This is a genomic window from Candidatus Njordibacter sp. Uisw_002 (genome assembly GCF_047730155.1).
GTDB lineage: Bacteria > Pseudomonadota > Gammaproteobacteria > Pseudomonadales > Balneatricaceae > Njordibacter.
Window position 1 is genome coordinate 611,169 of sequence record NZ_CP159832.1, and the last position, 26,635, is coordinate 637,803.

A 26,635-nucleotide genomic window follows, 5' to 3' on the forward strand; every position below is an offset into this window, starting at 1 on the left:
CGTTGTGCTTTGGTGAGCACAGTAAAGTAATTTTTACACAACGATGTCTTTGCCGGCACAGTAGTGCAATCTGATAGGGGTGCCCTTTAAAAAACCCAAAGAGCCCCCATAATATGAGAGCAAACGATCACTTAAAACCAGTACAAAACACTATGACACATGCATTAGAAATTAATCAGTTACACAAAATATACGACAACGGTTTTGAGGCACTCAAAGGCATTAGTTTAAAAGTAGAGCAAGGCGATTTTTTTGCCTTGCTAGGTCCCAACGGGGCGGGTAAGTCCACCACGTTGGGTGTGGTGTCCTCTTTGGTGAATAAAAGCTCAGGTACGGTGAGCGTGTTTGGGTATGACCTGGACACCCACGTTAGCCAAGCCAAATGTATGATGGGTGTGGTGCCGCAAGAATTTAATTTCAATATGTTTGAAAAAGTTGCAGATGTGGTGGTGCAGCAAGCAGGCTACTATGGTATCCCACGTGATGAAGCTCTCAGGCGCACAGAGCAGCTTCTCAAACAGCTAGGCTTATGGGACAAACGAAAAGAGGCATCTCGTAATTTGTCAGGCGGCATGAAACGCCGCCTAATGATTGCTCGTGCCTTAGTTCATAAACCCAAGTTGCTGATACTAGATGAACCCACCGCAGGCGTAGATATAGAGCTTCGACGCTCTATGTGGGAGTTTCTTACGCGTATTAATGAGCAGGGCACTACCATTATCCTCACTACGCATTATTTAGAAGAGGCAGAAAATCTGTGCCGCAACATCGCTATTATTGATCAGGGTGAAATTATTAAACACAGCCCTATGAAAGAGCTGTTAAAAACCATTAATACAGAAACCATAGTGCTAGATTTATTAGAGCCTTTAGCCACTGCGCCAGAAATATCGGGCTATAGTTTGTTGTTGGTAGGTGATACGCATTTGGAAGTCACCCTTAACCAAGGCCAAGATATCAACAGCGTGTTTGTTGTTTTATCAACGGCAGGCATTCAAGTGACAAGTATGCGAAATAAAACCAACCGACTAGAAGAGCTATTTGTCAACCTAGTCACCAACAACAAGACTGATTTGCAAGGAGTAAGCGCATAATGTCAGCTTATGAAATATACATTGCCTACTCCACTATTGTGCGCAAAGAAATTCAGCGCTTTATGCGTATTTGGGTGCAAACCTTATTACCACCTTCTATTATCATGGTGCTATATTTTATTATCTTTGGTAATTTAATAGGCAGCCGTATAGGGCAGATGGGTGGCTTTGATTACATGCAGTTTATCGTGCCAGGGCTAATCATGATGTCGGTGATTAGTAATTCTTATGGCAATGTAGTGTCTTCTTTTTATAGCACTAAATATCAAGGCAGCCTAGAAGAAATGCTAGTGTCACCTATGCCTAACTGGGTGATTTTGGCAGGCTATGTGACAGGCGGTGTGGCCCGTGGTTTGGCTGTGGGTACCATAGTGACTTGTTTGTCGTTGTTTTTTACCCAGCTTGACGTGCATAACCTAGGTATCATCGTGCTGGTGGTGCTAATGACCTCTATTTTATTTAGTTTAGGCGGCTTTATTAACGCAGTGTTTGCTAACAGCTTTGACGATATCGCCATAGTGCCCACCTTTATTCTTACCCCCTTAACCTACCTAGGTGGAGTGTTTTATTCCATAGATTTACTGCCAGATTTTTGGGCGAGTGTGTCACAACTCAATCCCATTTTGTATATGGTGAATGCGTTTAGATTTGGTATTTTAGGAGTGTCTGACATACCTGTAGGTTATTCCTTACTTGTGATATGTGGGTTTATTATTGCCTTATTTAGCTACTGCATGCACTTATTAAATACCGGTAAGGGCATTCGTAAATAGCCATTTTTGCTTGGAGAAAAAGATGCAACAAAAAGATTTTATAGAAGCGTCCCCTTTAGGTGACCAAAGTAGTTATGTCACACAATATGCGCCAGAATTGTTATTTCCTATTCCGCGTAATACCCCTTGGCAGCCAGAATTTTCATCACGACCCTTTTATGGTATTGATGTTTGGAACGCCTTTGAAGTGTCTTGGCTAAATGAAAAAGGCTTACCGCAAATGGTGGTAGCCGAATTTAGAATCCCTGCTGATAGCCCCTATATTATTGAAAGTAAGTCATTTAAGCTTTATCTAAACTCATTTAATCAAACCAAAATGAACAGTGTCTCTGGGGTGCAAGAGCGAATGGTGGCTGATTTATCTGCAGCAGCAGGGGCCGATGTACAAGTGACTTTGTATGGCTTGGATCAAATGGCCATGCCTGTGTTACCTGTGCCAGGGGCAAATATTGATGACCAAGATATCCAGATCACCACTTATGAACCAGATGCAAGCTTGTTATCTTCTAACGTAAAAGCTTACAGAACTGAAATATTACATAGCAACTTGCTCAAAAGTAACTGCCCGGTAACAGGTCAGCCAGACTGGGCCACTTTAGTGATAGAGTATGAAGGCCCAACAATACAAAGAGAGGGCTTATTAGCCTATATCGTGTCTTACCGTGAACATGGTGATTTTCATGAGCAATGTGTTGAGCAGATTTTCCTAGATATTAAAGCGCAATGTAAACCTGGCCAGCTTACAGTGTATGCACGTTATGTGAGGCGGGGTGGCTTGGATATTAATCCCTACCGCTCTACTAGGCCTGTGTTGCCCAGCAACCACCGCACTCAGCGTCAATAGGTATTTAGAGACATTATTATGGAATTATTACACGGCTTACTTAATCGGGTTTCAGTGCAAAGGCTGCAAGCACCGGCACCTTCGCAGGTGCAGCTAGAAGTGATTTTGCAAGCGGCTTTAAGAGCTCCAGACCATGGCAACCTTAAGCCTTGGCGTGCTGTGATGGTGGAAGGCGCAGGCCTAGATAAACTTGGACAACTACTACATCAAGCACAGCTTGAGCGTAGCCCAGATAGTGATGCACAAACACTTGAAAGATGTCTTAACATGCCTCACCGTGCACCCAGCATATTAGTATTAATAGCCAGCCCTAAAACGCACCCTAAAGTGCCTACGGCAGAGCAAATACAAGCCACTGCCGCTGCGGGCCACGCTATGTTGCTGGCTGCTTATGCACAAGGTATTGGCGCCGTATGGCGCACAGGTTGGGTAGTGGCTCATCCTACTATAACGCAAGCGTTTGACCTGCAAGAAGGCGAGCAGATGATCGGTATGATTTATATGGGCACACCTATCGTAGCCCCTAAATCTGTGCCTGTAGTTAATAGCCAAGCATTCATTAAGCATTGGCATTAATGCATTGAATTTTATTGCTTTTTATCCTTTAAAAGCATAGAATCTGCGCCTTCAAATGGTGAGGTGTCCGAGTGGCCGAAGGAGCACGCCTGGAAAGTGTGTGTACCGCAAGGTACCGAGGGTTCGAATCCCTCTCTCACCGCCAATATTCACTGGCAATGGCCAGATAAGTTGTTGAAATATCTACCGTATTAACTCCACCCCTATGGAACGGTAGACATAACTGATGACACAAATCGCCCCTAAGCATCCTGCTTACACTTACTTGAAGGGTAATATCTATTACTTTTCACGTGTTATTCCTGCAGATTTAACAAGTTACTACAGTAAGCCCCGTGTAATTCAATCCTTACGTACTACCAATCGTAGACATGCTGTGCATTCGTCTAGGTTGTTATCTGTGCGTTTGGAAGACTATTGGCACGATCTAAGGTTGAGGAATACTGAGCCTCCTTGTGCTCACTTATTGACCAGAGAGCACCTGCAGGGCAGCTCAACAGTCATCACACTCATTCAAGCATTAGAACTCTACTTGAGCGTGAAAGGGGTTGGCAGGGCAGACATGTTCTTTCGTACTGCAAGGCGTAACATCGATTATGTAATTGATTGCCTATCTGATAGGCCGCTGGATATGTATAAAACCAGTGATGCTGCTCAGCTTAGGCAATGGTTGCTAGAGAAGGGTTTGAGTATAAGTTCGGTACAGCGTACATTTGGCGTTGTGAGGGCGGTAACTAACTTTGCTATTGCCGAGCTTGGACTGGGTATCCAGAATAACTTTATTGGCATATATCTCCCAACAATCCACTTGGGTGAGAAGCGTAGGCCAATACCAACTGATAAGCTGATAAAGCTTCAGAAGCAATGTCTTGCAATGGATGATGATATTCGCTGGTTAGTGGCATTGATAAGCGATACAGGTATGAGGCTCGCAGAAGCGTCAGGCTTGCTGATAGAAGATATTAACTTGCAAGCTCCTACACCCTATATAAACCTTAGACCACACCCCCACAGACCGCTATAAACACATGCAAGTACACGACATATACCACTAATAGGTGTTTCGTTATGGGCGGCTAAAAAGGTCTAATAGACTGTTAGACGCTGAATACGTGAACTAAATAAGAGGCCAGCTGGACTTACGTCGGTTGGCCTTGTTTTCGGTGTTTGGTTCTGGTCTTTGAAATGGCCTAAGTTAAACGAGTGTATTAATCATGCTCTATTTGATTAGCGAATAAAGCTCATGAGCAAGTAGATGGCCAGCAGAACCGCAACCCACAGTACCATGCTGCCTGCCGGATGATCACGGGAGAGAAGGCTACTGGGCCCTTCATGCCTTTGCGCCAAATAGTTCAAACCCGAATCTAATTTGGCCAGAAAACTGCGGCGTATCACTCCATCGACTTTCCAAATAGCAGCCAACAAGCGACGTAATACTAAAGGAATAAACCGTCGATAGGTCCAATCAAAATCTAGGTGCGTTGACTTTAACTCGGGTGGGTACATGCCGCGTAAATTTAACCACACGAAAGCCAGTGCAGAGAAGAACAGCAGTTGCGTTTGCGCTAGCACATGGGTGGCATCATAAGGGTTGTAGCCTGTGTCATAGGGAAGCAACGAATACAATGCCGCAGGGTAAACGCCAATGCCAATACACAGCCCCGCCGCAATAAACATGGCAATCAACATGTTTGTTGGTGGATCACTGGCTCTCAGGCCTGAGTCGTGGGCGAAGAAAGCAAAGTAAGGGATCTTGATGCCCGCATGGTGAAATACACCCGCAGAGGCAAATAATAGCATTAGCCATACCCAATCATGTCCGTTTTCCAGTGCCGCCGCCATCACCATGGACTTGCTCACGAAACCGCTAAACAGCGGGAAGGCAGAAATAGACGCCGCACCAATAATACACAGTACCGTAGTTTTCGGCATGGTCTTATAGAGCCCCCCCAAATCAGAACCGTTTATACGTCCTGTCATGTGGAGCACAGCCCCCATACTCATAAAGAGTAGCCCTTTAAAAATAACATCATTAAAGGCATGGGCCACGGCACCATTGATTGCCAGCGCTGTGCCGATGCCTATGCCGCATACCATAAACCCCACCTGATTAATTAGGCTGTAGGCGAGTACACGGCGCAGGTCATTTTCAACAACCGCCCAAAATATAGGAAAGCAGGTCATGGCAGCGCCAATGTAAACGAGCAATTCAGTGCCAGGATAGCCTCGTGCTAAGGCATAAACTGCCACCTTAGTAGTGAAGGCACTTAAAAAAACAGTGCCCGTAGGCGTGGCTTCGGGGTACGCATCAGTCAGCCAATTGTGCAGCAATGGAAAGGCACACTTAATGCCAATGGCAAAAAAGATAAGCCAACCATACACACCGTCCAAACCAATGTATTGAAAGTCTAAGGTGCCTTTTTCGGTAGCGTAAAACAACACGCCGACCAGCAGTAAAACACCTGAAAAGATTTGAATAATAAGGTACCGCAAACCCACCACGTAAGCCCGACGTGTCTTTCTGGCCCAAATAAGAAACACAGAAGTGAGCGCTAACAGTTCCCAAAAAACGAATAAAGTTAATAAATCCCCAGCAAAAACGGCGCCCAAAGCACTGCCTGCGTACATCATCCCTGCAACTTGCTGCACTGTATCCTTTACATGCAAGGAGTAGGTGATGGAAATTACAGCGGCAATATGAAACACGTAGGCAAACATCAAGCTCAGCTTGTCAATCTTGTATGGCTCAAGCTGATAGTCCATAAAAGCAAACTGCAGATGCACACCTTCAGGCATCATCCATAGGTTAGCCGCACTGAAAAGTGGGATAGCTAACATGATAAAGCCACGTATACGGCCCCTTGTCAGCGCTGCAAACAGTGCGCCAATAAAGAAGAGAACAAATGGAGGTAAATCAGTCATCCACATTAGCGGCTCCAGTGTCACTGGTATTTTTTTCGTCTAAGTCGGTGTTCCACTCGTCATCATAGTAATCTTCTGATCTCATTAGAAAAGTACGCATCCAGGTGGCAACAATGACTAACACAACACAGCCCGCAAAACCGTATATGGCATGGAAGCCCCACAGGTTTTCCCAGCTATGATAGACGTGCCGGTGAATGACAAAATCCAAAGCAAACAAAAGCGCACAGCTTGCATAAAGAAAGTGCATAACCCGCTTAACATTTTTAGGGTCGTCAAAAATATGTTTTGGTTTATTGTCCATGAGCAATACTCGATGTTTGTAGAATGGACGAAGCAAGTTCATACAAAGGCTGTGGGTAGATAAATAGGGCGATGCAACCCACGGTTGTGATACCGATAGCGATTAGGCAAGGTAGGGGAGCTTCTTTGATACCTACCGCCGCATTGGAGGTTGGGTCTTTGAACAAAAAAGCCCGCATGGATATGGGTAGTAGGTAGGCAATGTTGAGTAAAGAACTAATCAGTAAGATCACTAGAATAATCCATTGCTGGGTATCCATGGTGCCCATTAATAAATACCACTTACTCCATGTACCACCCGCTGGAGGAATACCAATAATACCTAGGCTGGCAATAAAAAAAGCGGTCATGGTGATAGGCATGCGCCTGCCCAAGCCATCTAATTGACTCACTTTGGATTTATGCACTGCCACCAAAATAGCCCCAGCACAGAAAAACAGCGTGATTTTTCCAAACGCGTGCATGGCAATGTGCATCGATCCACCAACCACCCCCATGGAGGAGGCGAGTAATGCACCAATGGTAATATAGCCCAATTGGCCTACAGTTGAGTAGGCTAGTCTAGCTTTTAAATTATCTTGGCGCATGGCAATAACAGACGCCAACAAGACCGTTGCACCCGCAAGATATAACAGTGACTGGGTGGTAGGGAGCACGCTTAATAGATCAATACCAAAAATCAACACACAGACTTTCATGACAGTGAAAACACCGGCCTTAACCACAGCGACGGCATGTAACAAAGCACTCACCGGAGTTGGTGCTACCATAGCGGCGGGCAGCCATCGATGGAAGGGCATAATGGCCGCCTTACCAATACCGAAAATAAACAGTACCAAAATGAACCCTAGCACAGCCGTGTTTGCGCCTGCTGGGAACACACCACCTTGGGTGAAATCTAGGGTACCAGCCATAACCCATGTACCCAGTATAGCGAATAAAAAGAAGCCTATTGAGGTGGTGAGCAGAATACCAAGATATACCCGTCCACCTTTCTTAGCAGCCTCTGTGCCTGCGTGGGTGACAAGAGGATAGGTAGATAGGGTTAGTATTTCATAAAAGATAAATAGGGTGAATAAATTATCTGCAAACGCCACGCCCATCACACTACCAATGGCAATGGCAAAGCAGCAATAAAAGCGGGTTTGATGGTCTTCGTTATGGCCACGCATATAGCCAATGGCGTAAACAATGGTAACGAACCAGAGGAAACTGGCGATTAAGGAAAAGATCATGCCCAGTGGCTCAACGCTAAAGCTCAAACTTAGACCGGGCAATATTTGTAGCCAATTGACGTCGATTGTTGCGCCACCTTGCAAGCCAAGGTAAATAGACACCACTGCATAAAAGACTAACACGCTAGTGCCAACGCTAACTGCTTCCCTTAAGTTTTGATGGCGTCTTAAAGCCACAATGCCCAGGGTTGCAAAGATCGGTAAAAGGATACATAACTGCAGCAAGGTTGCTAATGATAGATTCATGGGACAACCCCAAATAAGCTCTGCGCTGCAGCAGTGGCAATGTCCACACTGATGCGCGTATCGATACCAAAGTAGACATTGGCACTGACGAGAATCCAAACGGGTATGAGGAAGGTCATGGGAGCTTCTTGCACCAGCTCCTTACCGACCACTGGTGCTTTAAAATAAGCGGTCTCAACAATACGCCAAACATAGACAACCGCTAATAAGGAAGCCAGTAAAACCAGACCCGCCACGGGCCACCAGCCCTTTTCAATGGCGGCTACCACTAAATACCATTTACTCACAAAACCTACTGTTAACGGTACTCCAATAAGGCTCAAGCCCGCCAAAACAATGGCTGCCATGGTTAATGGCATTTGGCGCCCTAACCCCTGAAAGTCTCTAAGCTGGGTGCTGCCAACGCGGTAAAGCACAGCGCCTAAAGCCAGAAATAACGCTCCCTTCATAAGTGCATGATTGAACACATGCAACAGCATGGCGCTTAAGCCAGCGTTGGTGGACATGCTGAAACCAACAATCATGTAACCAATCTGAGCCACACTGGAATAGGCAAACACATGTTTTATGTTGTCTTGATAAATGGCCACGGTAGAGGCCACGAATATACCCAATAAACCCAATCCTAAGAACAATGTCTCCATTGGCAGGGTGGTAAAGGAAAACGACACCCCAAAAATTGAAAAGGTAAAGCGAATCAGCAAATATGCGGCCACCTTGGTCGAGGTTGCAGCAAAAAATGCAGTGACGATTGATGGTGCATGTGCGTAGGCATTGGGCAGCCATAAATGCAGAGGAAATAGAGCTAACTTTAGGCACACACCCACAATAAAAAAGACATAGGCTGTGGTAACCGTGCGCGTCTCTGCAACTTCAGGTAAGCGAGTGGCAAGGTCAGCCATATTTAGGGTGCCGGTCATTTGATACATGAGACCGATACCGATAAGAATAAAAGTTGCACCTATGGTGCCCATAATCAGATACTGAAAAGATGCCCAAAGGGCGCGCCTGTCTCTACCTAATGCAATTAAGGAATACGCAGAAAGAGAAGATATTTCTAAGAACACAAACACATTGAACGCATCGCCAGTGGTAACGATACCCAGCATACCCGTTAGGGATAATAGGTAGAGGATATAGAATAGGGTGTGCTTGTCTTGGGGTATTTCTTTTTCTATGCTGGTTTGCGCTGCCAGCAGCACCACGGTGCTGACGCCAGAAATAATAAGGGCAATAAAGGCGTTCAGCTTATCAATACGATATTCAATGCCCCACGGTGGGCTCCAACCGCCTAGTTCATAACTAATGGTGCCCGTCTGCATGACTTGCTGCAGCAAAAGAATACTAATAATAAATGCTAAGGCACTGGCTAGAAGAGTAAACAACCAAACCAGTTGTGGCCTTCTTAAAATCAAGCAGGCAGGGGCCGCCATGAGCGGCACAATGACTTGTAATATGGGGAGGTGCGCTAACACGGCTTAGATTCCTTGTCTTGATTGTCCATAGCTTGGATTTCATCTTCATCAATGGTGCCATAGGCTTCTTTAAGCCTAATGGTTAAGGCAAGCCCCAAAGCTGTAGTTGCTATACCGACCACAATCGCAGTGAGAATTAGCACGTGGGGCAGTGGGTTTGAGTAAAGTAGGATGCCTTCTTGCCATATAGGTGCAGTGCCTCCCTCAACCTTTCCCAGAGAGATGTAAAAAATAAATACCGACGTCTGAAAGATATTTAGTCCGACTATTTTTTTGATAAGGTGGCCATGGGCGATAATGATGTAAAAACCAATCATCATCAGAACGATCACAATCCAGTAGTTATAAAGGCCCAGTATCATGCTCATAAGGACTTACCTTTTTTAGCCTGTTGATATTCACTGCGTCCAGCAAAACTGAAGAAGATAATGATCATCACTGACGCAACCGTTACGCCCACTCCCAGCTCAATTAAGAGAATGCCTAGGTGTTGTCCAGCAATGGGATCGGCCGATAACACACCGTAATCCAGAAAGCTGCCACCATTTAACATAGACACCACACCCACACTGCCATAGATCAATACACCGATCGCGGATAAAAGCTGCACTAAGGGTTGCTTAATGACTCGGCGTGCTAAGCTAAGTCCAAACAACATGGCATATAAGATAATGCCTGCAGCAAATATAACCCCTGCTTGGAAGCCACCACCAGGGCCAAAATCACCATGAAATTGCACATAAAATGCATACAGTAGAATAAATGGGATTAAGGTTTTTATGACCACTCGTAAAATCAGATGTTTTTCATGCATAGAATCATTAATAGCTTCAATGGCAGTATCATCCTCTGGCCGCCGCACGACCGACAATAGGGCTAACACCCCAATACCCGCTGTGAATATAACCGTGACCTCACCAAAGGTATCAAAGCCTCTATAACTTGCCAGTACCGATGTCACCATATTAGGCACACCAATTTCCTGCATGGAATCTAAAATATAACGAGGACCAACATGGTTCTGAACAGGGGCATCAACAGAGCCAAAATACGGCATATCAAAGGTGCCATAAATGAGTAGACCACCCGTCACCATGACCACAAACAAAGCCAGCATTGGCTTATGACTGGCCTCATGCTCTGTGCGGCCAGTCATGGCCACCGTGGTTAACATTAATAAGGTGGAAATACCTGCGCCCACAGAGGCTTCAGTAAACGCAACATCAACCGCGTCCAAAGTCACAAAAAAACTGGCAGAGACAAGTCCATAAATACCCGCCAGCATAACGACAGCAAACATATCTTTGATTTGGTTAATGGCAACGGCAATGCCCACTAGAAGCGTTAGTAAGACAATATCGATTAAGATTTCGATGGGTTATCTCCTACTTCAGTGGTCTGTCCAGCATGGTTTTTATCTCCAGCGACGACTGGTGTTAAACCATTTAGCAAGGCAGCTCGGCCTAGAGCATGACTTGCTGAAGGGCTAATAAATAGGGTCATTAAGAGGATGATGATGAGCTTTATAATCACCAACGTTTCAGGAATCTGCAGCATTAGGCCAATGAGGATCATAGCCGCAGCAAGGGTGTCCGATACTCCAGCGGCGTGCATGCGCGTATAAAAGTCAGGAAAGCGCAAAATGCCTACACCACCTGATAGACACAAAAAACTCCCCAATAACAGGCAAAAAGAACTGGCTAGATTAAGCAATGTATCCATTATAAATCTCTCTGTGCAGGCTCAACAACTTTGCCATTATGCTTGGCAGTAAAGGCCTCAAATAATCGCAACACACCGATCACACTAATAAAGTTTATAAGGGCATAAACCATCGCTATATCTAGGAATTCAGGCCGCCCCATCACAAAGCCCAAAAGAGAAATCAGTAATACAGTTTTAGTGCCAAACATATTCACGGCTAGAATGCGGTCATAGAGACTAGGGCCCATCACGCCCCGGATGATGGCTAACACCATCACTACCAGAATGGCCAAAGTGGCTGCAATTATCATGACTTCTCCAATTGACTCACCCGTCGATCCATATCTCCAGACTCTAGGGCGTCGATATTTTCTCGAATGAGCGCGTGTACTGTTATTTTATCACCCACCAGCCCTAAACTGACAGTGCCTGGTGTTAAGGTAATTGAATTGGCATAGATCACTTTACCCACGTCTGTTGTTTGGCTCGCATTAACCTTGGTCATAGTGGGGGAAATGGTCTTATTACCAAGCCAGATATGCTTAACAACGGCCACATTGGCGACTATGATTTCCTTTGACAACCATAAGCCGTACTTTGTAAATGCTAGAGACAAGCCCATAGACTGCGACTCGTGGTCCACTACATCCATACGATGAGCAATAAAGATAACGACAGCGATAGAAAGCACACCTAAGAAAAGCATCAGATTACTGTAGTGCCCAGAGTTCAGCAGCCAAAATAATGCTAGCAGAATGGAAAGGTTTATTTTATGACGCATAGTTATTACTCGCTCCATCGTTCAGTAAACAAGCCATTGAACGAGCATATCATTCAATGGAACGGCCCATCGCAAATTTGAGGTTTTATGGTGTATCTTCAACAATCGTGTCTAAACCAGCGAATGCCAATTTTTTAGCCCTTCAGACCTTAACCGAAAGGCTAACTCATCATTTGTGTTCTTTAGAACACTATTATGAGCGCATAGATCATACAGGTAAATTTGAAAACTTAATATCCTGTAGCCGATATGACGGAGCTGATGATGATTGGATTGTGGCCACCTTACTACATGATATAGGTGACGGCTTGGCCCCACAGAATTACGACCGCATGGCAGCAGAAATCTTGCGTCCATTTGTGCGAGAAGAAGTGACTTGGGTCGTTGAACACCACGGCGCTTTTCAAATGATTTACTACGCCCACCATTTAGATGGTTGGAATCCCAATGAACACGACCAATACCGTGATCATGCTTATTACCAAACCGCCGTTGATTTTTGCGAACGTTGGGACCAAAACTGCTTTGATCCACTTTATGATAGCCAGCCATTAGCCTTCTTTGAACCATTTCTCGAGCGCGTATTCAGTCGCAAAGCCTATGCACCAGAAATCATTAAAATGGACAATATGGCAGGATTGCCTACCATCATTTGAGATAGACCCAACTTGAAAATCTTATACATAATCATAGAAATGCTAAGCGGCAAAGGATGAAATATCGACACTAAGCGTGTTCCAAATTGATTGGTTCATGTTTCATCACCATAGAGGTATTTAACTTCGTCAGAGTAATTCGAATACTCCCGTTTTAACAACACTCCCAGCAACTCAATCTCGATTTTAATGAACTCACGGTAGAATCGCTTGAAGTTAGAAGAATCAACATCAGTAGAGCGGTCAAAAGCTTCGGCTACTTCGATAGCACGGTCTAACCCCTGCCAATTTTCTAGTCTGGTAAAAAATATTCATGCAATTGATATTTCATCTAAGATGATTGCAATATCAAAAGAGAAAGCCGCTCTTGGTCACATTGAAAATGTAAATTTCGAGCAATCGGATATTTTTGATAAAAAGTATTCCAGCGAATCGTATGATGTCATTCTGGCTTTTAATATGTTGCACACAGTTCCTAGTCCGCAGGATGTTGCGCAACGAATAAATGCAATGTTAAATCCGAATGGTTTATTTATTTCGGTCACACCTTGCTTACGGCAAAAGATGTCGTTGTTAGTTAATCTGCAAATTCAATTAGTTAGGGTCTTATGTAAGATTGAATTAATTTCCATTCCTATAAGAAGCATAACGAGCTCTGAAGTAGACGATTTACTAATTGCTAACGGCTTTCAGGTTGTAGCATCAGAAGAAATATATAAAGGAGCTTCTAGCTATTTTGTAGTAGCAAAAAAGTTACAAGCAAAATAACAATCAAGGGCAGCATCGTCGTGCCTAGAAAGTAACTATACGGACTGTTGAGTATAAATTGACCTATCCAGAGGATATGTAGATGCGTACGAATAAACGATTAATGCCACTAGTTTTCTCAATGCTCTTCAGTAGTGGAGTGGCTGCTGCTGAGGAGAATGTTGTTGATATTGAATCACCACCGCTTACCACCTGCTAAATGCTGGCTTGGGAAGGTTTAGGCCTAACTACAGGACAGGCTATCAAATTATGCAGTGGTACGACAGATACTGCTAAAACAATCACGTGTTTTGTAAAAGCGTATGCAGCTGACGAGGACAACGGATTGGGACTTACTATGGGATACGCTGTGAATCTATGCAAAAGCAACTCGGAGCCTTTCCGAAGAGAGTGACCTACGAAGCTCTGGAGAACCTCGTGGCCAAGCAATATAAATACACCATTTTACTTTTTACATACTGCTTGATAAATAGTTGCATAATTAGCTGATGCGGTTGAATAAAACATTGCATTTTCTCCATTTCCTTCTTTCCATTCTCCATCTGCAAGGACAAGAAATGTTCCAATCGCTTTATATATTTCTTGACAACTTTCTTTTGGGTAAACCTTTATGTCTTTAGACGCATAAGCTGTGTAAGAAATTAATAAGCCGATAACTAAGACGGTAATATGTTTCATAATATCCTCTCCTTAAAAATAAATTTAATTTACTTCATATATAAAAGTAGGTGCGTATCAAAGCCCCGTTTATTTCCTGTGCGCAAGCCCTGCAAGTGACTATCGATAACCGATGAAGTTAAAATTACTCCGCCACATAACCTGATACACCTCTATCATGATCTTTGAACATGCGCCGCAGAGTTTTTATATCAGGTTTACTTAAAACGGGGTCAAAATAAGTCATAAACAATCTATACCCAAGTGCATTATGCTTACGAACCCCCTTTGCTGTCCTTGCTTTGTTCGACCATTCTGGCGCTAACGACCCACCATCGCCCCAAAATTCTTTACCAAATTCCCACATACTGAAGTTTAATAAATACATATATTCGGTCATCATGACAGAACTCATGTGGCCTCTTGGATCACCATTTCCATAATCAGAAACATTGAATACTCTATTATCAATCGCCTCTTTCATTGCCAGCCAAAGCTCTTGCTTATGGTAATCTCTCCTGCGCTCTGGATCCCAAGATAGCGCATCTAAGGAACCATCAACTACGCCAGGCAAGCCAAATGAGTGAATGGTATGCATTAAGTGTTCGAGCAGTTCTACAATGTCATCATCACCTGTGTGTAAACTGTCTACGTTTTTATACCAGACCATATCTTTGTGAACCATACGATCTAACCAGGCCTCAAACCCTTTGTAATGCCGAATACCATTATCACGTAATGGGTTTGGACGATAGGAGTTGCCTCCGCCATACCCGATACGCTGGCCTGTTTGATAGCCCTGGTGCGCAGTGCCGGCGGCCCCTGCTAACGTGGCTACAAGACGTTTTTGTAAAACGTTTTCAATATTGGGTGCCGAACTATCGATTAACAGCTTAATGGTCTGAGCCGTTTTTTCTACCCACTTGTTAGGCACAGCTTTTTGGCCACCGACAGCCCCAGCCACTACGATTTGAATACCTCGAACCTCTAATGACCGATCAAACCAAGCACCATTAGAGTCGTCCGCAACAATAGTCCCGATCTTTACTGCAGTATCAGCTGCCAATGCACCCTGCCAAGTAAAAAGGGCACCTAGCAACAGACAGAAAAATATAGTGTGATTCATATTTAGTACAACGCAGTAGCGATCAGTGAAAGCAGGATGCTTAGGGGGCATGTGGGAGCCTTGCAGCTAGTTTAAATCTACTGCATATTTTTTAAGTAGGATCATGGGGACTATCTCTAAAGCCCTGATATGGGTACTTTGAAGGTGCAGTCGTGGAGCCATGCCGTTTTTTTCTGCCTCTAACCACCGTCCAGCGCATACACACCAACTATCGCCAGGCACTAAACCTTGAAAGTTAAATGCAGGCATAGGGGTAGACAAGTCGTTGCCCTTAGATTTTGAATAGTCTAAAAATTCCTGTGAAGTTTCAATACAAACTGTATGAGAACCAAAGTCATCTTTACAGGTATTACAAGCTCCGTCTCGGTAGAATCCAGTTATTGGGTCTACTCCACAGGTTGTTAGCTTTTCACCAAATACGTTAATCGGCTCATCCATTTTGATCATTTTTGAATCTCTATTTTGAAGAAGTTGAAGTGTTGATTGTTTATTTTGTCGCCGCCTTGTGTTCAATTGATACCATGATTCCTATACGATAAATATCTTCAACAACTTATATGAATATAGTCAGTGTAATAGTGGTGGTGAGAATGTTGTTCATCCCTACTATTAGAGCCAAATTTAGAAGGCACCAGAGTAAATCAAATACTCACAGGGCAGTCGGTCAATGTCAAGATAACGTTTATTTTTGATGTTGCAATGCCCGCAATTTACGTGTCAAAAATCACTGAATCTATTATTAAATACCTCACCTAAACTTTCACTGAATACCTCATATATAGTAAGTCTTGCGCAATCTAGCCTTTATCTACAAACAATGGAATAAACCTAGTAAGATTTTTTACATGATGGTTGGCCAAAAAGCACACAGCACTTTATCAATTATACCCTCTTCAACCTACCCTTTATGGCCCATTTCTTTTGGCTTCCAAAATAATCTTCTCTAAATAAGTTATTTTTAGCATTTTTTAATATATAAATCATATATATATAAAATTTTACTAATATTTATTTTAGATTATTAAGTATTAGATATTGACTATGAGCATTTTTATCATATAATAAGAATATAAGTGATACCTTGTTTAGTTTTAATTAATAAAATGAGGCTTAATATAGTGAGATTTTCGGTTCACTATGGAAAAGTTGTAACTAGCACAGCTACTAAAAATTTATCCTAAAGGGAGAGTGACTTTAGAGTAAATAAATCTTCTTTATTCACAAAGTAAAAGGGGAGCCCTATTATGAAAACTGTGATGAAAGCTATTATATTAACAGGTTTGCTTAGTGTCATAATAAGCTGTGGAGGCGAATCTACTGCCACCTCCAGTTCGAATACATCCCTATCGACGATCGCCAATCAAGTGACCGGTCAAGGCGTCACTAAAGCAGTAAGCATTAGTGCAATTAATAGTGCAGGGCAGGGGCTAACTTACACACTGACTTCCAGCCCAATAAGCACAGTTGCTGGGAGTGTTTTAGGTTCTACATTAACTTTAACCCCTGAAGCTTCTTTTTATGGCACTGCGTCGCTAACACTAAAAGTAAGCGACGGGATAAATGAAGCTAGCCAAACATTTTTACTAATGGTGGAGGCTCCCGATCCTTTATATGCATATCAATGGCACATTAATAACTCTGGACAAGCTAATTTTAGTAGATCCACAGGCATACCTAGTAAAGATATCAATGTCGACAGTGTTATCGCTGCAGGCTATTTAGGGGCTAATGTGAATGTTGCAGTGCTTGATACAGGTTTAGAAATCGCGCATGAAGACCTTGCTGCCAATGTAGTCACTCATGGATCTTGGGACTTTGTTTCAAACGACACGAACCCTACAAACACTGCTACTACTGGTGATCATGGTACGAGTGTGGCTGGTCTTATTGCAGCTACAGGATGGAACGGAAAAGGTGGTAGAGGCGTTGCACCAAAAGCTTCTTTAAAAGGATTTAACATACTGCGCAACCAAACTGTAGGCAATTATGCGAGGGCTCTTGGTGGCTTTGCGAACTCCGCAGATGTTGATATTTTTAATCAAAGCTTTGGGGTTAAAGTAGATTATGACATCAATATGAATAGGTATATTGAGGCCCAATATCTAAGCGGTGTTACTCACTTACGCGGTGGAAAAGGTGCGATATACGTTAAATCTGCTGGCAATGGTTATAGAGGGATTTGGGTCTTAGACCGCTTTATTAACTGTAATACAGACTATGGCGCAAATACTGGGTTAACGTGCCAAAATGCAAATATGGACCCATGGAATACCATTCCTTACAATGTTGTCGTGGGTGCACTCAACGCCAATGGGGTTAAAAGTAGTTACTCATCTTCGGGTTCGTCAATCTGGGTGTCTGCACCTGGCGGCGAGTATGGGAGCCACGCTCCAGCTATGATTACTACGGACCAATCCAATTGTTCCAAAGGCTATGTGCGAACTGGTGGTAGAGCAATAAACGAGTTTGACACAGTGAGCGGTGGTGTTGGACATACAGAAAATTTCAGCTGCAATTATACGTCTTCATTCAATGGCACATCCTCCTCTGCACCCATATTATCAGGTGCTGTGGCCCTCATGCTTGAGGCAAACAACACGCTCAATTGGCGGGACGTTAAACACATACTCGCTAGTACTGCTGTGCAAGTGGATTCAACCATTGCGGATACGGTGCTGTCGATAAATGGTATTAATCATATATCAGAACCAAGATGGCTAACCAATGGGGCAGGGTATAAATTTCATAACTACTATGGCTTTGGTGGGGTAGACGTAGCTAGCGCAGTTGCAGCAGCTAAAAGCTATGTTTCAGGTAGCATGGGTGCTTTTGGCACTTCGGTTAACAAAAGTGGTGCCGTTAATCTTACTATACCAAACAACAGTGCAGCTGGCCTTTTAAACACTATCACTGTAAATGAAGAGAGAACAATTGAGTCCATCCAATTACAGGTAAATATCACCCAGGAGTCAAGTGGTGTTTTGGCCATAGAAGTCACCTCACCATCAATGACCAAAAGTGTGCTTATGACTCCTTTAAACGTGTTTGGTGCCAGTAATGATTTAACCGATATGGTGATGTTATCAAATGCTTTTTATGGAGAGCCAAGTAACGGCGATTGGACTATAAAAGTAGTAGATCCGCTGGTTGGCAATGCTGGGCAACTTAACGATTGGCAAATTAAAGTGTTTGGGCACTAGGAGTAAATAAATATGAAACTATTTTCAATTTTAGCTATGTTAACTCTGCCTATGATAGCTTGCGCCAATGGTTTTACAGTGAAAGAACCAAGTGCTAGCCCCGCTTCGATCAACATGTTAATTGAACAAAAAGCTCAAGCAAGCGGCGTGACTTTTGTAAGTAATAATCAACAATATCAACTAATCTCTGGTGGTCTGGGGGTTAAACAAAACATGGGTAATGGTTCTGGCTCGTCTTCCAAGGGGGTATCTAGCCTAACCTCAGTCACCTCGCCTAGGGTGTCTTCTAGTAATTTAGGCCCATCTCTATGGCAAGGCAAAAAGGCTGGGTTCAAACTATTTATCATTGATAAGGAGTCAATTGCCTTGGCGGCTTCTGCGTCAGTGTCAGGCACTACTAATAATTATTATCAGATAGGGTACAATCCAAGCACTAAAGCTATTGCTATTATCTGTGGCAATATTATTGTTACCTATAATAAATATGCCTCACCTGAGCTTATCGCTCAAACCTTTAACATCAATCTAGTTGATCATTTTCCTGATATGAAAGTTGCTATTTTTTCAATGCCGTCATGGGGTGATATTTTTACCACTACCGATAGTATCAATCAATCAGGTTTAGTCGTTCAAGCTGAAATAGAAGTCCTTGAGAATGAATCTGTGCCGCTTTAAAAGGCTTTTTAATAGAGCAGCTTTAGCTTTAAATAACCAATGAGCTTAATAGTTTTACTGGTTTTCTTATGATTCTTCCCCTACAACGACGACTGTGAATACGTCAATATGTGTATTTAGATTGGCCCTCATCGCTACTTGGAAAAATTTCATCTCAACTTATGTAATGTAAACAATTTGATCAAACAGCCCAACCTGTTTTTTATCTGTGCAGTAGTGTGTATTATTGCCATCTATTATTATCATCTAAAGGAAATAAGATGCTACTCACTGTTTTGGTGACAGGAGTTTCAGGATACATCGGGTTATACGTTGCTCAACAACTGTTGCAGGCACCCAATTTTGTATTGCATTTTATGGCACTGTTTGATCGTGAGTCAAAAGGCATGCTAGACACTAATATAGCTGCTGACAACACAGAAACCCTAAGCTTGACTAATTGGGTTTTCACATCTTTGAAAGAGTCTTTAACGGACAGCTTATTGGTGGTAAATACATTAATCAAAAAGCATTAATCTATATGTCCATTTGGTCGAAAAATCCTTATCTGCATCCATTAACCCCTAGAGGCAATTATGCATAATCAATCTAATTCCACGACCTTGTCATTTTTCAAGCTTGAATCTGCCGGTGGTATGATGCTTATTATGGCGGCAGCGCTAGCCATGATATTAGCTAATTCTCCTTTTGAAGGGATTTACCAATCTTTTCTTTCTATTCCTGGTGAAATACGTGTTGGGCCGCTTGAAATTGCCAAGCCGTTAATTCTTTGGATTAATGATGGTTTGATGGCTATTTTCTTCTTTTTGATAGGCCTTGAGTTAAAGAGAGAGATGCTTGAAGGGGAATTGTCAGATAAAAGAAATATTATATTGCCAGGCGTCGGCGCTATAGGGGGAATGCTTGTGCCTGCTCTTATATACCTCTACTTCAATATAAATGATCCTGTGGGGGTAGAAGGTTGGGCTATACCTGCTGCCACAGATATTGCCTTTGCTTTAGGTGTTTTGGCATTGCTTGGTTCGCGTGTACCGGCATCTATTAAAATATTCCTAACCTCGTTAGCCATTTTTGATGACATCGGTGCAATACTGATTATTGCCTTTTTTTACACCTCCAAAATATCTGCGATGTCCTTAATAGTGGCTGCTGTTTGTATGCCTATTTTGTTTTATCTTAATAAGCGTAATGTTACTTCAAAAAGTCCGTATATTTTAATTGGTGTGATCCTATGGGTGGCCATGTTGAAGTCTGGTGTGCACGCAACCCTAGCAGGTGTTGTGTTAGCCATGTTTATTCCCATGCGCTCTAAAAAGCAGCCAGACTATTCACCCCTTAAAAGTATGGAACATGATCTACACACAGTTGTGGCATTTTTTGTGTTGCCTGTGTTTGCTTTTGCCAATGCTGGCATTTCTCTTCAAGGCGTCACGGCAGACCAGCTAACGCACAGCGTACCTATGGGCATTGGCCTTGGGCTATTTGTGGGTAAGCAAGTGGGTATATTCGGTTTATGTTGGTTATGTATTAGATTGAAGGTCACTGCGTTGCCTAAGGGCATGAGCTGGTTAAGTTTGTATGGTACCTCTGCCCTTTGTGGTATTGGTTTTACCATGAGTTTATTTGTAGGCTCATTGGCCTTTGGAGAAATGGGCCCACTTTTGTTTGATGAGCGTCTTGGCATCATTATAGGCTCTGTAGCTTCTGGTGTTTTGGGTTATATCATCTTATATTTTAGTTTAAACGCTAATAAAAAGGTGCCTTAGTAGGCACCTTTGTTGCTGCTAATAAAATAGAAAATTTCTTTTTGTCGGCGTAGCGTAAAGACTAAATTAGCTAACCCTCATGGCTTGAGAATCATGAGGATAGTAGGTAGTCTAATAGCCTTTTAGTGTGCTGATTTATACCTATGGGACTGCGCATGGCTGGTAACACAGGCCTTTTGAAAATGCCCATGCTCAAGCTTATACATATCTTGGGTTATGCGGGATTACTGCCTTTTATAATGTCTGCTGGTCTGCTCTTAGTTGAGCGCTGGTTTGGCTTTAGTTTGCTTTTGGTTTATCCATGGGGGCCTTTGCCTGCTTTTCTGGAAGCCTATTTTTTCACCACTTATAGCGCCATCATCTTAAGCTTTATGTCGGGTACCCTTTGGGCAAATGGGCAGGGTCTCAAGAGTCATAATGCAGCACTGGGTGCTATTTTGATGAGTAACATACTTGCACTTCTTGCATGGTTTGCATTGCTGCTTGGCATTGTTTTACCGCAAATGCTTGTGATTTGCCTGCTTGTGTTAATGTTTGGATATGTAAGCTTATTATGGGTGGAGCGAAGCCATAATGAGGTAAAAAGCGAAATTGAAAGTGCCTATTGGCTAATGCGACTGCGGCTAAGTTTTGTGGTTTTGGCATTGCACCTATTAATGATTATTTTGTTGGAATTTTAACATGACACAATTAACAATGTTTTTTGATGGCGGTTGTCCTTTATGTGCGTCCGAAATTAGACACCTTGAAAAGCTGGATCGTGACAAAAAAATAGCCTTTGAAGACATTTATGCGCCTTTGTTTACCGAACGTTTCCCCCATATAGATGTTAAAAAAGCTGATCTAGTTTTGCACGGGCAGTGGAGCGATGGCAGTATTATTTATGGTTTAGATGTCACGTATCACTCGTGGGCCTTGGTGGGAAAGGGCCATTGGGTAGCTATTTTGCGCTGGCCGGTATTTAAGCAATTAGCGCAGCTAGGCTACCGGTTTTTTGCCCGTTATCGCCACCGTATATCTGCCCTTGTTACAGGTAAAGGCCGTTGTGAGCCATGTGCGACAAAAGAGGATGTGAAGTGATTATGCAAGACAATCATCACGCATTAATCTTGGGCGCCGGTGGTGGCTTAGGCGCGGCCTTAGTAACTCAGTTTTTAGCCGACCCTACCATTACCAGTGTATTTGCAGTGAGTAGCCAGGTTCGACCTGATTTTTCGGCGATGCCAGAAGATCTTAAAAGTAAGCTGGTTTGGATTACATGCACATACAATGAAGCCTCTATGGCACAAGTAGCAGATCAGCTTACACCTTACCAAGGTCAGTTTAGCCGCGTGTGTGTTTGCCATGGCTTACTGCATTCAGATACGCTTTGGCCTGAAAAACGCCTTGAAGATATCAATGCTGATGCTTTGCATGAGGTCTTTCAAAGTAATACGGTAGTGCCTACACTTTGGTTAAAGCTTCTTTTTAAAGTGCTCAAAGGCTCCACTCCATGTGTGGTAGCCACTTTGAGCGCTAGAGTTGGTAGCATAGGTGACAACCGTATGGGCGGCTGGCATGCTTACCGTGCCTCTAAGGCTGCGTTGAATATGGTGCTGAAAAACATGGCCATTGAATACGCCAGACGAGCTAAAAACGTTAAGTTGATGGCTTTTCATCCAGGCACTGCAGACACAGGCTTATCTAAGCCTTTTCAAGCGTCGGTGCCTAGTGGTAAATTATTCACTCCAGAATTTGTAGCGTCACAACTATCTAACATCATGAGTGATGTGGAGCCAGATGGTTTACTGTCTTATGTGGATTGGAATGGCCAAACAATAGACTGGTAAAAGTAATAGTAAAGCGTTGGGTAGCTTTTTAGTAAGCTCTTGACGCGTATTTATTAGTACAGCTTCAATAGGCCTTGTAGTATCTAGATCAGCTACAAAGTGAGGGTCTAATTTATGAAATTATCTGATGTGTTAATCGCCCTTATGGTGCCCCTTATTTGGGGTATGGGTTTGGTCATTGCCAAGCCTGCTGTAGATCAGTTCCCTCCTATATTACTTATGGCTTTGCGCTTTTCTGTCACGGCATTGCTGTTAGTGTGGTTTGTGCCTGTACCCAAAGGCATGCGCAAATCTTTAGCTTTGGTCGCATTAATAGGCTCTACCTTACAATATGGGTTGTCTTACAACGGCTTAAAGCTCTTAGACGCCAGCACAACCGCCTTAATTGTGCAGATTGAAACACCTTTCTTATTACTCATTAGTGCGCTTTGGCTTGGCGATAAACTTAGCATGCGCCAACTTGTGGGTTTGGCTGTTGCGTTTGTAGGTATGTATATTCTTACGGGGGCGCCAAACTTAGTGGATAAATGGTTGGGTATTAGCTTAACCATTGGCGGGGCTTTTATGTGGGCTTTAGGGCAGGCACTCATGCGCCGTTTAAGCCAAAAACAGCCCAATCAGCTTTCAGGTATGGCGACCATTGCTTGGGTGTCAGTATTTGCAGCGCCTCAGTTATTTGTAGCCTCATTTATTATGGAAGATCAACATTGGCAGCATATTAGCCATGCAGGCTTTGCTGTTTGGGGTGCTGTGGCTTATTTAGGCATAGTAATGACTGCACTTGGCTATACCTGTTGGTACCATTTTTTGGGTCGATATCCCGCATCTAAAGCTGCACCCTATTTACTTTTGCTGCCAGTGTTTTCTACCTTGGGTGGCTGGTTATTCTTAGAAGAAGTGGTGAACCAACGCATGCTTATAGGTGGTGGGGTGATTATCTTGGGTGTGGCTTTGCTTACGTTGCAACGAGCTAGTGCTAAAACATAAACTATCATTTATCCCAATAAGGGGTGTCACCAAAACGATGTGTGAGAAAATCGATCAAACTTCTTACTTTACCAGGTAGGTAGCTTGTGGAAGGGTAGACGGCATATGCATGCATGTTAGGCAAAGAGTAGTCTTCTAGTATGGGCACTAGGTCACCCTTAGTGAGTGCGTCCCAGCTGATAAAGGTGGGTAATATTACAATGCCGTGTCCAGCCACTGCAATCTGTATGATGGCGTCGCCGTTGTTGGCAGTAAAGTAATCATCTACATTGACTAAATGCTGTGTTCCTTTTGTATCTGATAAAGCGATGCCTGCCAATGGCCAATGGCCATACTTGAGTACTTTATGTGAGCTTAAATCCTGGGGCAAAATAGGTGAGCCGCAGCGTTTAAGGTAGTCTGGGCTGGCGCAGATAGTGTGTCTAATGGGCGTTATTTTACGCGCCTTTAGGCTGGAATCTGGCAAGGTACCAATACGAAATGCCAAATCGTAACCGCCGCCTATAATATCCACTTTGCCATCTGAAAAATCCATCTCAATATTTAGTTCAGGGTGTAAACGCATGAAAAATTCAATAGCAGGGGTAAGGTGGCTAATGCCAAAAGACAAAGGCACTGCTAATTTTAAGACCCCAGATAATACCTGGTTTTTTTGGGTTATTTCTCCATTTAAAGAATCCACTTCCCCCAGTAATAGCTTCACTCTTTGGTAATACTGATTGCCTGCCTCAGATAGGCTGGAAGTGCGAGTAGTGCGATTGATGAGTTTGGTGCCTAAGCGTTTTTCTAAGTCGCCCAAGCGTTTGCTTACGGCAGATTTTGCAAGGTTTAGCTGGCTTGCAGCTTGAGTGATACTGCCGGCTTCCACTATCCGCACAAACACGTGCATATCTTCTAGCTGACCCATGTATAGTTCTCTTTTTATGAACAATGTTTTCTTATTGTTTGGGTTTTTGCGTATTTAGTCAACATGCTAAACTATTCAATATTAAAGATAAAAAAATTATTGACCCACACCACTCACCTTAAGGACCCGCTATGACAAACACCCAACACAATACGCAGCCTTCAAGGCAGATCGTTTATAGCACGCCAGGTATGCCTGCTTCAGATGGTGACGGGGTTAAGATGACCCGCATTATTGGCACACCACATTTGGATATGCTGGACCCTTTTTTAATGTTGGACTGTTTTGAAAGTGATCAACCACAAGACTATATTGGTGGCTTTCCTGACCACCCACACCGAGGCTTTGAAACGGTTACTTATATGTTAGCGGGGCGGATGCGCCATAAAGACAGCATGGGTAATGAAGGCGTTATTGCAGCTCATGGTGTGCAGTGGATGAGAGCAGGTAAGGGGATTGTGCACTCAGAAATGCCAGAGCAAGAAAGTGGCCTGCTCAAAGGTTTTCAATTATGGGTAAATTTGCCTAGCAAAGACAAAATGTGTGAACCAGCCTATCAAGAATTTGTTGCAAATGACCTAGCCTTGCAAATGCGCGAAGATGGAGGCCAAGTGAGAGTGGTTGCCGGCCACACCAATGAGGGAACTGCAGGGCCTGTGACACGTGAAGATATTAAGCCCATTTTTATGGATGTAAATTTGCCAGCAGGTGGCACCTTTACCCAAGCCATTAAAGCAGGTGACAGTGCTTTTATTTATGCCATAAGTGGGGACGTGTTAGTAGGTGATGAGCAGGTTTTATGCACTAGGCAGCTTGGCATATTAGGTGAGGGTACTAGCGTGACCATTACGGCTTGTGAAACTGAGGCTCAGTTTTTACTGGTTGCAGCCACCCCAATAAACGAACCTGTTGCTAGAGGCGGGCCATTTGTTATGAACACTAAAGAGCAAGTAATGCAGGCATTTAACGACTATAGAAATAACCGATTTTAGGAGCAAGTAATGGGATTACTCATTGACGGTACATGGCATTCAGACTGGTATGACACAAAATCAACAGGGGGACGTTTTGAGCGTAAAGCGCCAAGTTTTCGCAACTGGATTACTGCAGATGGCAGTGCTGGGCCTTCTGGCGTAGGTGGTTTTAAAGCCGAAGCAGGCCGCTATCACCTGTATGTGTCACTGGCTTGCCCTTGGGCCCATCGCACTATGATTTATCGCAAGCTTAAAGGCTTGGAAGAGATGATTTCTATTTCTGTGGTTAATTCATATATGGGTGATGAAGGCTGGACTTTTGAGCCAGGTGATCAGGTTGTGGGAGACCCTATTCATAACGCCACTAGAATGCATCAAGTCTATACAGCCGCTATGCCAGACTATACGGGGCGGGTAACGGTGCCTGTGATATGGGATAAACACACGAATACTATTGTGAGTAATGAATCCCCTGAAATCATCCGCATGTTTAACAGCGCATTTGATGATATAGGCGCGACAGATGGTGATTTTTGTCCTGCGCATTTATTGGCTCAAATTGATGAGCTTAATGAATTTATTTATCCCAATATTAACAATGGTGTTTATAGAGCAGGCTTTGCCACCACAACAAGTGCATATAGGGCTGCAGTGACGGATGTGTTTGATGCCTTAGACCAGTTAGAAGCTAAACTGTCTAATCAGCGTTACCTTACTGGAGATAGCATTACTGAGGCAGATTGGCGTTTATTCACCACCTTAGTGCGTTTTGACGCAGTGTATGTGGGCCATTTCAAATGTAACCTGCGCCGTATTGTGGATTACCCCAACCTTTGGGGTTATTTACGGGATCTTTATCAGGTGCCAGGTATTGCCGAAACCTGCTTCATAGACTACACCAAAGCACATTACTACGGTAGCCATGAAACTATAAACCCCACCTTGATTATACCTGCAGGCCCAGTGATTGATTTTATGCAGCCACATAGTCGCAAGGTGCTATAAGTAAGAAGTAGGCAGGCACACATTGCAGTATGTCAGCGGTGTTAGTTTCAATGTATGATGTTGATAATATAAAATATAAGAGACTGCTCATATGTATTATCTTTATCGTAAATTGTGTATTTTACTAGCTTT

General features: G+C 43.4%; 30 protein-coding genes and 1 tRNA gene. 18 read left to right on the forward strand and 13 right to left on the reverse strand.

Translation table 11 applies throughout. The features are described 5' to 3' along the window. Positions 1–152: 152 nt before the first annotated feature. The 6 genes from ABXT42_RS02940 to ABXT42_RS02965 all read left to right on the forward strand — a co-directional run bounded on the left by ABXT42_RS02940 (position 153) and on the right by ABXT42_RS02965 (position 4,311). Positions 153–1,094: an ABC transporter ATP-binding protein gene (locus tag ABXT42_RS02940; protein ID WP_443629429.1), complete on the forward strand. Its 942-nt coding sequence runs from the start codon at positions 153–155 to the stop codon at positions 1,092–1,094. Next, positions 1,094–1,867, forward strand: a complete 774-nt coding sequence (locus ABXT42_RS02945; protein ID WP_443628880.1) for an ABC transporter permease — start codon at positions 1,094–1,096, stop codon at positions 1,865–1,867. The genes ABXT42_RS02940 and ABXT42_RS02945 overlap by 1 nt, the downstream gene beginning before the upstream one ends. A 22-nt stretch (positions 1,868–1,889) precedes the next feature. Further along, positions 1,890–2,711 (forward strand): NADPH-dependent 7-cyano-7-deazaguanine reductase QueF, encoded by an 822-nt coding sequence (queF, locus tag ABXT42_RS02950; RefSeq protein WP_443628881.1) that lies wholly within the window; start codon positions 1,890–1,892, stop codon positions 2,709–2,711. 18 nt (positions 2,712–2,729) lie between these two features. After that, on the forward strand, positions 2,730–3,287 hold the full coding sequence (locus ABXT42_RS02955) for a nitroreductase family protein (protein ID WP_443628882.1): 558 nt from the start codon (positions 2,730–2,732) through the stop codon (positions 3,285–3,287). A gap of 57 nt (positions 3,288–3,344) precedes the next feature. Further along, positions 3,345–3,432, forward strand: a tRNA-Ser gene (locus ABXT42_RS02960). Between the two features lie 81 nt (positions 3,433–3,513). Then, complete coding sequence (locus ABXT42_RS02965) at positions 3,514–4,311, forward strand: DUF6538 domain-containing protein (RefSeq protein WP_443628883.1); 798 nt, start codon at positions 3,514–3,516, stop codon at positions 4,309–4,311. A gap of 203 nt (positions 4,312–4,514) precedes the next feature. Here the strand turns inward: ABXT42_RS02965 and ABXT42_RS02970 are convergent, their stop codons facing one another. The 9 genes from ABXT42_RS02970 to ABXT42_RS03010 are packed head-to-tail and all read right to left on the reverse strand — an operon-like array spanning position 4,515 to position 11,953. Further along, positions 4,515–6,209: a Na(+)/H(+) antiporter subunit D gene (locus tag ABXT42_RS02970; protein ID WP_443628884.1), complete on the reverse strand. Its 1,695-nt coding sequence runs from the start codon at positions 6,207–6,209 to the stop codon at positions 4,515–4,517. Continuing rightward, a complete protein-coding gene (locus tag ABXT42_RS02975; RefSeq protein ID WP_443628885.1) occupies positions 6,202–6,513 on the reverse strand; it encodes a hypothetical protein in 312 nt (103 codons plus the stop codon). The genes ABXT42_RS02970 and ABXT42_RS02975 overlap by 8 nt, the downstream gene beginning before the upstream one ends. Further along, on the reverse strand, positions 6,503–7,993 hold the full coding sequence (locus ABXT42_RS02980; RefSeq protein ID WP_443628886.1) for a proton-conducting transporter transmembrane domain-containing protein: 1,491 nt from the start codon (positions 7,991–7,993) through the stop codon (positions 6,503–6,505). The genes ABXT42_RS02975 and ABXT42_RS02980 overlap by 11 nt, the downstream gene beginning before the upstream one ends. Continuing rightward, positions 7,990–9,468, reverse strand: a complete 1,479-nt coding sequence (locus ABXT42_RS02985) for a monovalent cation/H+ antiporter subunit D family protein (RefSeq protein ID WP_443628887.1) — start codon at positions 9,466–9,468, stop codon at positions 7,990–7,992. The genes ABXT42_RS02980 and ABXT42_RS02985 overlap by 4 nt, the downstream gene beginning before the upstream one ends. Beyond that, the gene (locus ABXT42_RS02990; RefSeq protein WP_443628888.1) at positions 9,462–9,836 is read right to left on the reverse strand and encodes a cation:proton antiporter subunit C; all 375 of its coding nucleotides are present in this window, start codon (positions 9,834–9,836) and stop codon (positions 9,462–9,464) included. The genes ABXT42_RS02985 and ABXT42_RS02990 overlap by 7 nt, the downstream gene beginning before the upstream one ends. Continuing rightward, a complete protein-coding gene (locus ABXT42_RS02995) occupies positions 9,833–10,804 on the reverse strand; it encodes a Na(+)/H(+) antiporter subunit B (RefSeq protein WP_443628889.1) in 972 nt (323 codons plus the stop codon). Before ABXT42_RS02995 ends, ABXT42_RS02990 begins: the two co-directional genes overlap by 4 nt. 26 nt (positions 10,805–10,830) lie before the next feature. After that, positions 10,831–11,190 (reverse strand): monovalent cation/H(+) antiporter subunit G, encoded by a 360-nt coding sequence (gene mnhG / locus ABXT42_RS03000; RefSeq protein ID WP_443628890.1) that lies wholly within the window; start codon positions 11,188–11,190, stop codon positions 10,831–10,833. Continuing rightward, entirely contained in the window at positions 11,190–11,483 is a 294-nt protein-coding gene (locus ABXT42_RS03005) for a monovalent cation/H+ antiporter complex subunit F (protein WP_443628891.1), read from the reverse strand. Before ABXT42_RS03005 ends, mnhG begins: the two co-directional genes overlap by 1 nt. After that, positions 11,480–11,953 (reverse strand): Na+/H+ antiporter subunit E, encoded by a 474-nt coding sequence (locus ABXT42_RS03010; protein ID WP_443628892.1) that lies wholly within the window; start codon positions 11,951–11,953, stop codon positions 11,480–11,482. The genes ABXT42_RS03005 and ABXT42_RS03010 overlap by 4 nt, the downstream gene beginning before the upstream one ends. A 107-nt stretch (positions 11,954–12,060) precedes the next feature. On the opposite strand from ABXT42_RS03010, the gene ABXT42_RS03015 reads away from it, so the two are divergent. Further along, the gene (locus tag ABXT42_RS03015) at positions 12,061–12,609 is read left to right on the forward strand and encodes a peptidase (RefSeq protein WP_443628893.1); all 549 of its coding nucleotides are present in this window, start codon (positions 12,061–12,063) and stop codon (positions 12,607–12,609) included. Positions 12,610–12,819: 210 nt separating this feature from the next. Next, on the forward strand, positions 12,820–13,377 hold the full coding sequence (locus ABXT42_RS03020; protein ID WP_443628894.1) for a class I SAM-dependent methyltransferase: 558 nt from the start codon (positions 12,820–12,822) through the stop codon (positions 13,375–13,377). Between the two features lie 444 nt (positions 13,378–13,821). On the opposite strand, the gene ABXT42_RS03025 is transcribed toward ABXT42_RS03020, so the two are convergent. The 3 genes from ABXT42_RS03025 to ABXT42_RS03035 form a co-directional block, all read right to left on the reverse strand. Continuing rightward, positions 13,822–14,055 (reverse strand): hypothetical protein, encoded by a 234-nt coding sequence (locus tag ABXT42_RS03025; RefSeq protein WP_443628895.1) that lies wholly within the window; start codon positions 14,053–14,055, stop codon positions 13,822–13,824. 124 nt (positions 14,056–14,179) lie between these two features. Continuing rightward, positions 14,180–15,211 carry a hypothetical protein gene (locus ABXT42_RS03030; RefSeq protein ID WP_443628896.1) on the reverse strand — a complete coding sequence of 344 codons (1,032 nt, stop codon included), beginning with the start codon at positions 15,209–15,211 and terminating at the stop codon, positions 14,180–14,182. Between the two features lie 15 nt (positions 15,212–15,226). Further along, a complete protein-coding gene (locus ABXT42_RS03035; RefSeq protein WP_443628897.1) occupies positions 15,227–15,607 on the reverse strand; it encodes a DUF2237 family protein in 381 nt (126 codons plus the stop codon). Between the two features lie 797 nt (positions 15,608–16,404). On the opposite strand from ABXT42_RS03035, the gene ABXT42_RS03040 reads away from it, so the two are divergent. The 8 genes from ABXT42_RS03040 (at position 16,405) to ABXT42_RS03075 (ending at position 23,617) form a co-directional block, all read left to right on the forward strand. Then, on the forward strand, positions 16,405–18,360 hold the full coding sequence (locus ABXT42_RS03040; protein WP_443628898.1) for a S8 family serine peptidase: 1,956 nt from the start codon (positions 16,405–16,407) through the stop codon (positions 18,358–18,360). A gap of 12 nt (positions 18,361–18,372) precedes the next feature. Further along, positions 18,373–19,035 (forward strand): hypothetical protein, encoded by a 663-nt coding sequence (locus ABXT42_RS03045; RefSeq protein WP_443628899.1) that lies wholly within the window; start codon positions 18,373–18,375, stop codon positions 19,033–19,035. A 260-nt stretch (positions 19,036–19,295) separates the two neighbouring features. Next, a complete protein-coding gene (locus ABXT42_RS03050; protein ID WP_443628900.1) occupies positions 19,296–19,550 on the forward strand; it encodes a hypothetical protein in 255 nt (84 codons plus the stop codon). 60 nt (positions 19,551–19,610) lie between these two features. Then, on the forward strand, positions 19,611–20,801 hold the full coding sequence (gene nhaA / locus ABXT42_RS03055; RefSeq protein ID WP_443628901.1) for a Na+/H+ antiporter NhaA: 1,191 nt from the start codon (positions 19,611–19,613) through the stop codon (positions 20,799–20,801). A 155-nt stretch (positions 20,802–20,956) separates the two neighbouring features. After that, a complete protein-coding gene (locus ABXT42_RS03060; protein WP_443628902.1) occupies positions 20,957–21,481 on the forward strand; it encodes a DUF3429 domain-containing protein in 525 nt (174 codons plus the stop codon). A gap of 1 nt (position 21,482) precedes the next feature. Next, a complete protein-coding gene (locus tag ABXT42_RS03065; protein ID WP_443628903.1) occupies positions 21,483–21,881 on the forward strand; it encodes a thiol-disulfide oxidoreductase DCC family protein in 399 nt (132 codons plus the stop codon). A gap of 2 nt (positions 21,882–21,883) precedes the next feature. After that, positions 21,884–22,630 carry an SDR family NAD(P)-dependent oxidoreductase gene (locus ABXT42_RS03070; protein WP_443628904.1) on the forward strand — a complete coding sequence of 249 codons (747 nt, stop codon included), beginning with the start codon at positions 21,884–21,886 and terminating at the stop codon, positions 22,628–22,630. A 114-nt stretch (positions 22,631–22,744) separates the two neighbouring features. Continuing rightward, a complete protein-coding gene (locus ABXT42_RS03075; protein WP_443628905.1) occupies positions 22,745–23,617 on the forward strand; it encodes a DMT family transporter in 873 nt (290 codons plus the stop codon). 4 nt (positions 23,618–23,621) lie between these two features. Here the strand turns inward: ABXT42_RS03075 and ABXT42_RS03080 are convergent, their stop codons facing one another. Then, on the reverse strand, positions 23,622–24,524 hold the full coding sequence (locus ABXT42_RS03080) for a LysR substrate-binding domain-containing protein (RefSeq protein ID WP_443628906.1): 903 nt from the start codon (positions 24,522–24,524) through the stop codon (positions 23,622–23,624). Between the two features lie 131 nt (positions 24,525–24,655). Here ABXT42_RS03080 and ABXT42_RS03085 point away from each other — a divergent pair, with 131 nt between their 5' ends. Continuing rightward, positions 24,656–25,516, forward strand: coding sequence for a pirin family protein (locus ABXT42_RS03085; RefSeq protein ID WP_443628907.1), 861 nt, complete (start codon positions 24,656–24,658; stop codon positions 25,514–25,516). A 9-nt stretch (positions 25,517–25,525) separates the two neighbouring features. Further along, the gene (locus tag ABXT42_RS03090; protein WP_443628908.1) at positions 25,526–26,503 is read left to right on the forward strand and encodes a glutathione S-transferase family protein; all 978 of its coding nucleotides are present in this window, start codon (positions 25,526–25,528) and stop codon (positions 26,501–26,503) included. Positions 26,504–26,635 lie beyond the last annotated feature (132 nt).

Bases quoted from the DNA above. Each gene is read 5' to 3' on its own strand.
- nhaA (WP_443628901.1), top strand. From the start codon at position 19,611: ATGCATAATCAATCTAATTCCACGACCTTGTCATTTTTCAAGCTTGAA.
- queF (WP_443628881.1), top strand. From the start codon at position 1,890: ATGCAACAAAAAGATTTTATAGAAGCGTCCCCTTTAGGTGACCAAAGT.
- ABXT42_RS03025 (WP_443628895.1), bottom strand. From the start codon at position 14,055: ATGAAACATATTACCGTCTTAGTTATCGGCTTATTAATTTCTTACACA.
- ABXT42_RS02965 (WP_443628883.1), top strand. From the start codon at position 3,514: ATGACACAAATCGCCCCTAAGCATCCTGCTTACACTTACTTGAAGGGT.
- ABXT42_RS03085 (WP_443628907.1), top strand. From the start codon at position 24,656: ATGACAAACACCCAACACAATACGCAGCCTTCAAGGCAGATCGTTTAT.
- ABXT42_RS02955 (WP_443628882.1), top strand. From the start codon at position 2,730: ATGGAATTATTACACGGCTTACTTAATCGGGTTTCAGTGCAAAGGCTG.
- ABXT42_RS02970 (WP_443628884.1), bottom strand. From the start codon at position 6,209: ATGACTGATTTACCTCCATTTGTTCTCTTCTTTATTGGCGCACTGTTT.
- ABXT42_RS03080 (WP_443628906.1), bottom strand. From the start codon at position 24,524: ATGGGTCAGCTAGAAGATATGCACGTGTTTGTGCGGATAGTGGAAGCC.
- ABXT42_RS03050 (WP_443628900.1), top strand. From the start codon at position 19,296: ATGCTACTCACTGTTTTGGTGACAGGAGTTTCAGGATACATCGGGTTA.
- ABXT42_RS02940 (WP_443629429.1), top strand. From the start codon at position 153: ATGACACATGCATTAGAAATTAATCAGTTACACAAAATATACGACAAC.
- ABXT42_RS03065 (WP_443628903.1), top strand. From the start codon at position 21,483: ATGACACAATTAACAATGTTTTTTGATGGCGGTTGTCCTTTATGTGCG.
- ABXT42_RS03060 (WP_443628902.1), top strand. From the start codon at position 20,957: ATGGCTGGTAACACAGGCCTTTTGAAAATGCCCATGCTCAAGCTTATA.
- ABXT42_RS02975 (WP_443628885.1), bottom strand. From the start codon at position 6,513: ATGGACAATAAACCAAAACATATTTTTGACGACCCTAAAAATGTTAAG.
- ABXT42_RS03010 (WP_443628892.1), bottom strand. From the start codon at position 11,953: ATGCGTCATAAAATAAACCTTTCCATTCTGCTAGCATTATTTTGGCTG.
- ABXT42_RS03030 (WP_443628896.1), bottom strand. From the start codon at position 15,211: ATGCCCCCTAAGCATCCTGCTTTCACTGATCGCTACTGCGTTGTACTA.
- ABXT42_RS03090 (WP_443628908.1), top strand. From the start codon at position 25,526: ATGGGATTACTCATTGACGGTACATGGCATTCAGACTGGTATGACACA.
- ABXT42_RS03045 (WP_443628899.1), top strand. From the start codon at position 18,373: ATGAAACTATTTTCAATTTTAGCTATGTTAACTCTGCCTATGATAGCT.
- ABXT42_RS03035 (WP_443628897.1), bottom strand. From the start codon at position 15,607: ATGATCAAAATGGATGAGCCGATTAACGTATTTGGTGAAAAGCTAACA.
- ABXT42_RS03070 (WP_443628904.1), top strand. From the start codon at position 21,884: ATGCAAGACAATCATCACGCATTAATCTTGGGCGCCGGTGGTGGCTTA.
- ABXT42_RS02990 (WP_443628888.1), bottom strand. From the start codon at position 9,836: ATGAGCATGATACTGGGCCTTTATAACTACTGGATTGTGATCGTTCTG.
- ABXT42_RS02945 (WP_443628880.1), top strand. From the start codon at position 1,094: ATGTCAGCTTATGAAATATACATTGCCTACTCCACTATTGTGCGCAAA.
- mnhG (WP_443628890.1), bottom strand. From the start codon at position 11,190: ATGGATACATTGCTTAATCTAGCCAGTTCTTTTTGCCTGTTATTGGGG.
- ABXT42_RS02980 (WP_443628886.1), bottom strand. From the start codon at position 7,993: ATGAATCTATCATTAGCAACCTTGCTGCAGTTATGTATCCTTTTACCG.
- ABXT42_RS03040 (WP_443628898.1), top strand. From the start codon at position 16,405: ATGAAAACTGTGATGAAAGCTATTATATTAACAGGTTTGCTTAGTGTC.
- ABXT42_RS03075 (WP_443628905.1), top strand. From the start codon at position 22,745: ATGAAATTATCTGATGTGTTAATCGCCCTTATGGTGCCCCTTATTTGG.
- ABXT42_RS03005 (WP_443628891.1), bottom strand. From the start codon at position 11,483: ATGATAATTGCAGCCACTTTGGCCATTCTGGTAGTGATGGTGTTAGCC.